Source organism: Cupriavidus cauae, assembly GCF_008632125.1.
Classification (GTDB): Bacteria; Pseudomonadota; Gammaproteobacteria; order Burkholderiales; family Burkholderiaceae; genus Cupriavidus; species Cupriavidus cauae.
The window spans coordinates 1-10,070 of the sequence record NZ_VWRN01000001.1; the positions used below are offsets into that span (position 1 = coordinate 1).

The window sequence follows — 10,070 nt, forward strand, 5'->3', positions numbered from 1 at the left end:
CACCGCCGCACCGCCGCACCGCCGCACCGCCGCACCGCCGCACCGCCGTACCGCCGCACCGCCGCACCGCCCGGCGGCGCGTGCGGATGGTCGGTCATCCCGCGACCTAATCCAGCCTGAACTGCCCCACCGCGCCGGTCAGCCGCGCCAGTTGCTGCTGCTGGCGCGCGACCTCTTGCGCGGTCTGGTCGACATGGTCGACGTTCTGGCGCGAGGCCGCGTCGATGCCGGCGATATTCCCATCCACCTGATCGATGCCGGCGCGCTGTCCACCGGTGGCGAGCGCCATCTGGTCGACGATGGCGGCGAGCCGCGCGACGCTGGCCTCGAGCTCGCCCATCGTGCTGCCGGCGGCGCCGACCAGTTCCGAGCCGGCGCGCGCGCGGTCGACCGATTCGCCGATCAGCGCGCGGATCTCCTTGGCCGCCGCGGCGCTGCGCTGCGCCAGCGTGCGCACCTCGCCCGCCACCACCGCGAAGCCGCGGCCCTGCTCGCCCGCGCGGGCGGCCTCGACCGAGGCGTTCAGCGCCAGGATATTGGTCTGGAATGCGATGCCGTCGATCACGCCGATGATGTCGGCGATCCGTTCGCTGGCCGCATGGATCTCGCCCATCGTGCGGATGACCGAGCCGATCACCTCGCCGCCCTGCGCGGCCACCGCGCGCGACGTGCCCGCCAGCGTGTGGGCCGCCTGCGCGTGGTCGGCGTTCTCGTGGGCGCTGCGGCGCAGCTCGCTCATCGCCGTGACGATTTCCTCCAGCGCGCGCTGCTGGCTGTGCGTGCGTTCGGCCAGCACCGTATTGCGCTGCAGGATGTCGCCGGAGGCAGCGGCGGCCTCCGCCGCGCTGTCTCGCACCTGCAGCAGCGTGCCGCGCACCGCGTCCAGCGTGGCCTGGAACGAGCGCGCCAGCGCGCTGGCCGGCCGCGGCTCGCCGGCGCGCGCCGGCGTCAACGTCAGGTAGCCGGGATCGCTCCCGATGCGCGCCGCCAGCGCCGCCAGTTCGCCGGCGGAGCGGGCGTCGGCCTCCATCCGATGGGCCAGCACCACCAGCACCGCGGTCTGCACCACGACGAAGGCCGCATGCAGCAGCACGATGCCCAGGCCCGGCTCGGTGAAGCAGATCACGCCCCAGCCCCAGGTCTGGAAATAGTTGAAGCTCAGGTGGTGCACGGCGATCAACCCCGCGGCCAGCAGGATCGGCCGGAAATCGCGATAGGCCAGCAGCACCGACAGCAGCACGAACACCGCGAAGTGGTACTCGGCCTGCCCGCGCGCCTGGTGGATCAGCAGCCCGACCATCGCCATCGAGATCGCCGCGGTGGCCAGCCGCGTGCCGAGCCGGCCCGGCAGCGCCGCGGCCCACAGGCTGGCCGCCACCGACAGCGGCAGGCCGACCGCCAGGCTCGGACCGATCGCGCCGTAGCGCCAGCCCGCCAGCAGCGATGCGGCCCACAGCAGCCAGATCGTGCCGACCAGCAGGCGGTCGGCGCGCCGGTGGACGGCCTCCAGCAGCGTGCCGGCGGCCTGCCCCCGCGGCAAGAATTCATCCGGTCGCGTGGCGGTGTGACCCGCTTCGGCGCGCAAAGCCAGCGTGCTGCTACCCATTCGATCCCCCCTGTCGTTGCAATTTGGTTCGCATTCGTTGTGCATGTTGTTATCGCGGCCGCACGACGGCATGCCGCCGCACCGACGATATCGGCAGATCGGAGGCGGACCTTAGGCCGGACGCGGTCATGGTTTACCCGCAAGGACGCGGCACGACCGGTGTCGCCGGTAAGGATTGCCAGCGCGGTTGTAAGGAGGAGAGCGCCGGGGCCGGGCCATCCGGACCGCCGAACGGGCAGAAGCGGCTCGGACGGGGAGGGGCGTCATATGCCGGCGGCGGCATGAAAGTTGCGGCCTCACGGCAAGGTGCCACGCACCAGGCGTGGCGTTCGCCAACGTTTGCCAGACAGGAGAAAGCCCATGGCCACACCCGAGCAACTCCCGCCGCAGCATCAGGACCGGCAGCCCGGCCTGGAAAGCGAAATGCATCCGAAGCCCGACAGCGGCGCCGACGACTATGTCGGCAGCGGCCAGCTGACCGGCAAGGTCGCGCTGATCAGCGGGGGCGACAGCGGCATCGGCCGCGCCGTCGCGGTGGCCTTCGCGCGCGAGGGCGCCGATGTCGCGGTGGCCTATCTGAACGAGCATGAGGATGCCAGGGAAACCGCGCGGCTGGTCGAGGAAGCGGGCCGCCGCTGCCTGCTGATGGACGGCGATCTCGGCGACAGCGCCCATGCCGCGCAGGTCGTCGAGCAGACCGTCAAGGAACTCGGCAAGCTGGACATCCTCGTCAACAACGCGGCCGAGCAGCATCCGAAGCAGCAGCCCGAGCAGATCGACGAGGCCCAGGTCGAGGCGACCTTCCGCACCAACGTCTTCGCGATGTTCCACCTGACCCGCGCCGCGCTGCCGCACCTGCAGCCGGGCTCGGCGATCGTCAATACCACCTCGGTGACCGCCTATCGCGGCAGCGCGCACCTGCTCGACTACTCGTCGACCAAGGGCGCGATCGTCTCGTTCACGCGCTCGCTGGCGCTGCAGGTGGTCAAGCGCGGCATCCGCGTCAACGGCGTGGCGCCGGGGCCGATCTGGACGCCGCTGATCCCGTCGACCTTTCCGCCGGAGCAGGTCGAGAAGTTCGGCAAGGAGACGCCGATGGGCCGCCCCGGCCAGCCCTTCGAGGTCGCCGCGGGCTTCGTCTTCCTGGCCTCGCGCGCGGCCAGCTATATCACCGGGCAGGTGCTGCATATCAACGGCGGCGAGGTGATCAACGGCTAGGCAAAGGCAAGTTTTCGTTGTGGCAAGGGATCGATGGGCCGGGCCGGCACCGGCCCGTCGGGGCGGCGTTCGCGCTTGACGTTCGAGGCTCGGCGTCTAACCTGAATGCTTGCTGGGGTAAGCTGCGCATTCGTGCAGTGGTCGCCGTCGCGGTGGCCCGGTCCAGCCCCTTGCCACCATGCCCCACAGCTATCTCGGCACGCGCCACTACTTCGCCACGCAGCGCCGTACCCTGGTCGCATTGCTGTTCGGCGCGATCCTGTTCCCCGCCGCGGTGCTGGCTACCTGGGCGGGGTTGTCGCTGCGTGCCGACGTGGCCGAGGCCGAGCAGCGCTCGGCGCGGCTTGCACGCGTGATTCAGGAGCATGCCAGCAAGGTCTTCGAAGGCAATCACCAGATCAACAGCCGCATCCGCGATGCCACCGCGGGCTGGAGCAACGCGCAGCTGCGGCAGCACGAGGACGACGTCCATACCCGCCTGGCCGATATCGTCGGCGGCCTGCCGCAGGCGTCGTCGCTGGCGGTCTATGACGAACACGGCGTGCTGCTGGCCAGCAGCCGCTTCTATCCGGTGCCGCGCGTCTCGATCAGCGAGCGCGAGGACTTCCGCGCCATCGTCGGCGGGCTGCGTCCGTTCGATGTGACCGGCGTGGTCACCGACAAGGTGGTACCCGAGCGGGTGATCAACGTCAGCATGCCGCGGCTCGGTCCCGATGCGAATGTCGCCGGGCTGGTGTCGGTGGCATTGCGCCCCTCGTATTTCGCCGACTTCTATCGCGACGTGCTGAGCCAGGAGACCGGCGCCCAGGCCGCGCTGGTGCGCAGCGACGGCGTGGTGCTGGCCGCGTATCCGGACAGCGTGCCCGAGCAGGTGCCCGATGCGGTGCGCGAGGGGCTGCAGCGCGTATCGGAAGGGTCCGGCGACAGCGTCGCGCGGATGCCGGGCCTGGGCGGCGAAGACAGCATCGTTGCGCACTGGGCGATCGGCGGCGGGCTGCTGCACGCGGTGGTCGACATTCCGATGCGGGTGATCCACGCGCAGTGGCGGCACCGGCTGTATATCGGCGCGACCGTCGCGGCGATTCCCGCCTTCGCGCTGTGGGCGCTGGCCTGGATGAGCCTGCGCCGGCTCAAGCGCGAGGAGCAGTCGTATCTGCGCTGGCAGGAGGAGGTCACGCGCCGGCAGGAGGTGGAGGAGCGCTATCGGCAGTCGCGCAAGCTCGAGGCGGTGGGGCATCTGATCACCTCGGTCGCGCACGACTTCCGCAATGTGCTGTCGGTGATCTCGTTCAATACCGACCTGATGATCACGCGCCCCGATGTCGCGCGCGAGAAGGCGCTGGCCGGCATCAAGCGCAGCGTGGCGAGCGGCGTCGCGCTGAGCAACCAGCTGATCGGCATGGCCCGCAAGCGCCAGCACCGCAAGGAAGTCCTGCTCCTGCCGCAGGAAGCAGAGGGCTGGACGCCGCTGATCCGCTCGACCCTGGGTCCGCGCGTGCAGCTGCGCTACGAGATCGATCCGGCCTGCTGGCCGGTCTGCGCGGACAAGAACGAGCTCGAACTGGCGATGATGAACCTGGCGTCGAACGCGCGCGATGCGATGCCCAGCGGCGGGCAGTTCGTGGTGACGGCATCCAACGTGACGCTCGATGGCAGCCGTCCCGGCGGCATGCGCGGCAACTATGTCTGCCTGTCGGCGCGCGACAACGGCAAGGGCATGCCGCCCGAGGTGGTGGAGCGCGTCTTCGAGCCGCTGTTCACCACCAAGACCGCGGGCCTGGGCAGCGGCCTGGGACTGGCGCAGGTACACGACTTCTGCCGCGAAGTCGATGGCGTGGCGGTGATCGAATCCGAGGTGGCCAAGGGCACCACGGTGCGGCTCTATCTGCCGGCCTGGCAGCATGGCGACAGCCATGCGCGCACGCGCTGGGGGGCCGGCGCCAGCGCGGTGCTGATCGTCGCCGATCAGCCGCGCAGCGTGCAGAGCGCGGTCGAATCGCTGCAGGCAACTGGCCATCGCGTGACGCTGGTGCGCGACGAGGCCGAGGCAATGGCGGCGACCGACCGCTACGGCTTCGATCTGGTGATCGCGGATGCGCGCCTCGGTCCCGCGCTCGGCGGACTGGCGCTGCGCGATCGGCTGACCCGCAGCTTTCCTTTTCTGCCGGTGATCCTGATGACCGACGACGCCGACATGATCGCGCTCGCATCGGTGTCGGGGCTGCCGTTCCTGCTCAAGCCCTGGAACGCGCAGACGCTGGTCAAGGCCGGCATCCTGGCGCCGACGCGCGCCGTGGACGGACAGTCGAGCCCGTCGCGGCTGTAGCGCTCGGCCGGTACCGCTCAGACGGTACCCATTCGGACGGTACCGATTCGGACGGTACTGATTCGGACGGTACCGATACAGACGGCACCGATTCAGACGGCACCGGTCGGCAGATACGCACCGCACGGTGGCATCGGCGCAGACCACTCAGCCGGTACGGCGCAGCAGCGCGACCGGCAGCGGGTCCAGCACGTCGGCCACGCGCAGGCGGCCGTTCGGCGCCGACAGCGTGCGGCCGGTCAGTGCGTCGGTCCAGCGGCTGGCGCCCGGCTCGCCGACGCACAGCAGCGTGTCGCCCCATGCCGCGGGCGCGACGGCGGGCCGATCCTGCACCAGCCTTGCGGCCAGCCGCGTGGTGATGGCGATGACGCGCTCGTCGCCGCGGCGGCGCTCGAACGCCAGCAGATGCGAGGCCGCCGGGCCTTCGCCATGCAAGTGCCGGTAGCCGCCATCGCGGAACAGCGCCGGCTGCTCCTGGCGCGCGGCCAGCAGCGCGCGCACCAGTTGCACCTTGATGCGGCCGTCGCGCCATTGCTCGAGCCAGCTCTGCCAGCCCGCCGTGCAGGCCAGCGCCGCGCGCAGCGCGTCGTAATCGACCGGGCGGCGATTGTCGGGATCGACCAGGCTGAAGTCCCAGCCCTCCGTGCCCTGATAGCGGTCCGGCACGCCGGGCGCGGTCAGTTGCAGCAGCGTCTGCGCCAGGCTGTTGAGCGCGCCGGCCGGTGCGATGCGCTGCGCGAAGCGCGCCACGCTGCCGAGCAGATCGTTCTGCGCCATCGCCTGCAGCAGCCCAGCATAGGCCTGTTCGTAGGCCTCGTCCGGCCGGGTCCAGTGGCCGTACCGCTTGGCCTCGCGCACCGCCTTGGTCTGCCAGGCACCCACGCGTTCGAGCAGGGCGTGCACGGCCGGGTCGCCGGCATCGCGGTCGGCCGGCAGCTCGGGCGGCCAGACACCGACCAGGGTTTGATACAGCATCAGCCGGTCGGCGCCATCGGGAACGGCGCGCTCGCCCGAGCCCGCCAGCCGCTGGGCGCGGGCTTCCCACTCGCCGACCGCGGCCTGCCATTCCGGCGCCAGTTCGCTCAGCACCGCGAGCCGCATCCGCATGTCCTCGCCACGCTTGTGGTCGTGGGTCGCGGTCGCCAGCATCGCGTGCGGCCACACCTGCGCGCGCACCGCCATGCGGGCGTGGAAGCGATCCGGCGGCATCGCCAGCGTGGCGGGGTGGCTGCCCACCTCGTTGCGCGACAGCAGCCGTCCGTAGCGGTAGAACATCGTGTCCTCGGCGGCCTTGGCCGCCAGCGGCGGCATCAGCTGCTGCACGCGGGCGCGCGCCTCGCGCAGCGCGCCGCTCGCGTGCGGACCCGCGCAGAGCCAGGCCAGCAGCCGATCGACGGTGGCGGTGTCGTCGGGCCGGACCGCGCGGCGCGCCAGCTCGGCGGCGGTTTCCAGCCGCAGGCGGTCCTCGCGCGACCACGCGTGTTCGCCCAGGTAGGTGCGATAGACCTCGAGCGGTTCCAGCAGCGCGGCCAGCGCGCGGCGCCAGCTCGCCAGCGTCAGGTCGCGCGTGGCCGGCTCGGCGCGCGCGCAGGCATGCAGGCGGCGGCAGGCGCCTTCGAATTCGGTGACGAGAAAGCGCGACAGCAGATGGCGGCGCGCCTGCCGCACCTGTTCGCCATACGCCTGGCTGTCGCCGCTGACCTGCTGCCACAGCGTCGTCAGCGCCGTTTCGCCGGCGCCGTCGTGCAGCACCGCGCCGACCTCGTCCATGAAGTCGTAGCCAGTGGTGCCGTCGATCTGCCATTCGGTGCGCAGCGTTTCGCTCTCGGCCAGGATCTTCTCGATCACGATCCACGGGCGCGCGTTGCGCGCCGCCATCGCGGCGTTCAGTTGCGCGCGCAGCTGCTGGCAATAGCCGCCGGGGTCGGCCAAGCCATCGACATGATCGACGCGCACGCCGTCGATCAGGCCGTCCCTCGCCAGCCGCAGCACCAGCGCATGCACGTCGTCGAACACCGGCGGCTGCTCGACGCGCACCGCGACCAGCTCGCTGACCTCGAAGAAGCGCCGCCAGTTCAGTTCGTCCGCCGCGGTGCGCCACCAGGCGAGCCGATAGTTCTGCTGCTCCAGCAGGGCGTGCAGGCGTTCGAGGCCTTCCGGCGTCGCCGTATCGAAGCGCGCGCCGTCGCGGCCGGCATCGAAGGACGCCATCGATTCCTCGGACAACGGCACCTCGTGTTCGCCGTATTGCAGCCAATGGCGCTGGCCGTCGCTGCGCACCGCGATCTCGCCGGCCTGCAGCGTTTCCCAGTACGGGCGGCCCAGGATCGGCAGCAGCACCTTGCCATGCAGTTCGGGATCGGGCGAATGCCAGTCGATATCGAAGTGCCCGGCGTAGGGGCTCTCCGCGCCGCGCGCCAGCACGTCGGCCCACCAGCGGTTGTGCGTGGAGCTGGCCGCCATATGGTTGGGCACGATGTCGATGATCACGCCGAGCCCCGCGGCGCGCGCGCGGCCGGCCAGCGCCTGGAAGCCGGCCTCGCCGCCCAGCTCGGGATTGATCTGCTGGAAGTCGGTGACGTCGTAGCCGTGCGTCGAGCCCGGCTTGGCGGTGAAGATCGGCGACAGGTACAGATGGCTGACGCCGAGCGAGGCGAGATAGTCGACCTGGCGTTCGGCGTCCGCGAAGGTGAAGCCGGCATGCAGCTGCAACCTTGCCGTGGCGCGCGGCACGATGGTGTTGCCCCGGTCGTCCGCGGGCTCGGCGGCGCGATCGACAGCGGGATCGGCCGAGTGCGCGGCCGAATGCGTGGCTGAATGCGCGGCTGAATGCGCGGCCGGGTGCGCGGTGGCGGAATGCGATGCGTTGCTGGAGGCTGACGACATGGTGGCAAGCGCCCGGCGTTCAGCCGGTGGTGTCTTCGGACGGCGTCTGCTGCCCGGATTGCAGATAGGCGACCGTGACGCCGGCGGACAGCGTGCCGTCCTCCAGCTGGCGCGCGGCGCCGGGCTCGCTCTCGGCCAGCAGCTCGCCTTGCGGTCCATCGCCGCAGGACACGACCGCGTCGCCGAGATTGGCCCACAGCGTCAGCAGCGCGCCGTCGCCCATGCGCCAGCTCGCGCGCACCGCCGCGTCGCCGAGCACGTCGACACCTTCGCAGCGCGTGCCGGGCAGCCGGGGCAGCAGTTCGCGCCGGCGCAGCGTGATCAGCGACCTGTAGTACTGCGCATTCTCGCCGTCCGGATCGAACTCCGGACGCGAGGCCTCGAAGGTGGTCGGTGCGTTGGGGTCCGGAATGCTGTGGGCGCGCGCGCCGTCGGCAAAACCGGCCATCGAGCCGAACTCGCGGCGGCGGCCCTCGCGCACGGCCTCGGCCAGTTCGGGCGGATGGCTGGTGAAATAGAGAAAGGGCGTGCGCGTGCCGCCTTCCTCGCCCATGAATACCATCGGGATCTGCGGACACAGCATCTGCAGCGCGATCGCGGCGCGCAGCGGGCGCGGCTGGGCCAGCGCCGTGATGCGCTCGCCGAACGCGCGGTTGCCGATCTGGTCGTGGTTCTGCAGGAAGCTGATGAATGCGGTCGGCGGCAGATGGGCGCTGCGCTGCCCGCGATGGACGGGCTTGTCGCCGCCCGCTTCACGCGTGCGATGCGGCGACGCCTCGCCCTGATAGGCGAAACCTTCGGCCAGCACGCGCGCCAGATGGCGGGTGGTGGGGCCAAGCGGCTGATGATCGCCGCGCGGCGCCGCGTCCTGGTCGTAGGCGCGGCCATAGTCGGGGCCGGGATGGCTGCCGGAGTCGGCCCGGTGCGCGGCGTCGGCACCGGCGCCGAACTCGGGCGCGACCACCGCGCCATAGTCGGCGTAATAGCCGTCGTGCTCGCCGGTCAGCAGCACGTGCAGCACGTGGTGCGCATCGTCGTTCCACTGCGCGTCGTAGCCGCCGGCGAGCAGCTCGGCGTCGTTGTGGTCGTTCTCCAGCACCAGATGGATCTGCCGCCCGGCGCAGCGCTGCCGCAGCGTCGGCGCCAGTTCGGCCAGCCAGCCCTCGTCGGCGATGGCGTGCACCGCGTCGAGCCGCAGTCCGTCGAAGCGGAAGTCCTCGAGCCAGTAGCAGGCGTTCTCGGTGAAGAAGTCGCGGACTTCCTGCCGGCGGAAGTCGATCGCCGGGCCCCATGGCGTGCGCACATCCTCGCGGAAGAAGGTGCTGGCGTAGCGCGGCAGGTAGTTGCCCTCGGGGCCAAAATGGTTGTAGACCACGTCGAGCAGCACCATCATGCCCAGGCCGTGCGCCGCGTCGACCAGCGCCCGCAGCTGGTCGGGCGTGCCGTAGCTCGACTCCGGCGCGAACGGCAGCACGCCGTCATACCCCCAGTTGCGGCTGCCGGGAAACTCGGCCAGCGGCATCAGCTCGACCGCGGTGAAGCCGAGCGCCGCCAGCCGCGGCAGTTCGCGCGCCGCGCCCGCGTAGCCGCCGCACAGGCCGACGTGCATCTCGTAAATGATGGCTTCGTGCCAGGGCCGCCCCTGCCAGTAGGGATGGCACCACTGGTAGGTGGTCGGATTGACGACCACGCTGGCGCCGTGCACATCGCCGGCCTGCGCGCGCGAGGCCGGGTCCGGCACGATGGTGCCGTCGCCGAGGCGGAACCAGTAGCGCGCGCCTTCGCAGCAGGCCACGATGGCCTCGAACCAGCCGTCGCCGGCCGGCGTCATCAGCACCGGGCCGGCGTCGTGGATCTCGAGCCGGGGGATTTCGCCCTGTGCCGCCATATCGGGCGCCCACAGCCGGAAGCAGGTGCGGCCGTCGGCCAGCCGCAAGGGGCCGAAGCGGGGCTGGCGCGCCGGTGCGGCTTCAGACGCGCCGCCCAGCGGCGCGGGCGCCGGCGCGGTGCCCAGCGTTTCCCAGCCGCCGCGCG

5 protein-coding genes are annotated in these 10,070 nt (G+C 71.3%); 2 read left to right on the forward strand and 3 right to left on the reverse strand.

Annotated elements, in window-relative coordinates; translation table 11 throughout:
• Window positions 1-106: 106 nt before the first annotated feature.
• The gene (locus F1599_RS00005) at window positions 107-1,540 is read right to left on the reverse strand and encodes a methyl-accepting chemotaxis protein (RefSeq protein WP_150081483.1); all 1,434 of its coding nucleotides are present in this window, start codon (window positions 1,538-1,540) and stop codon (window positions 107-109) included.
• 426 nt (window positions 1,541-1,966) lie between these two features.
• Here F1599_RS00005 and F1599_RS00010 point away from each other — a divergent pair, with 426 nt between their 5' ends.
• Both F1599_RS00010 and F1599_RS00015 read left to right on the forward strand, forming a co-directional pair.
• On the forward strand, window positions 1,967-2,824 hold the full coding sequence (locus F1599_RS00010; RefSeq protein WP_150081484.1) for an SDR family oxidoreductase: 858 nt from the start codon (window positions 1,967-1,969) through the stop codon (window positions 2,822-2,824).
• A gap of 178 nt (window positions 2,825-3,002) precedes the next feature.
• Window positions 3,003-5,150: an ATP-binding protein gene (locus tag F1599_RS00015; RefSeq protein ID WP_150081485.1), complete on the forward strand. Its 2,148-nt coding sequence runs from the start codon at window positions 3,003-3,005 to the stop codon at window positions 5,148-5,150.
• Window positions 5,151-5,297: 147 nt separating this feature from the next.
• Here F1599_RS00015 and treY read toward each other — a convergent pair whose 3' ends face one another.
• Together treY and F1599_RS00025 are read right to left on the reverse strand one after the other, a co-directional pair.
• Window positions 5,298-7,886: a malto-oligosyltrehalose synthase gene (treY, locus tag F1599_RS00020; RefSeq protein WP_190286266.1), complete on the reverse strand. Its 2,589-nt coding sequence runs from the start codon at window positions 7,884-7,886 to the stop codon at window positions 5,298-5,300.
• A 169-nt stretch (window positions 7,887-8,055) separates the two neighbouring features.
• Complete coding sequence (locus tag F1599_RS00025; RefSeq protein ID WP_395894362.1) at window positions 8,056-10,023, reverse strand: DUF3459 domain-containing protein; 1,968 nt, start codon at window positions 10,021-10,023, stop codon at window positions 8,056-8,058.
• Window positions 10,024-10,070: the final 47 nt, after the last annotated feature.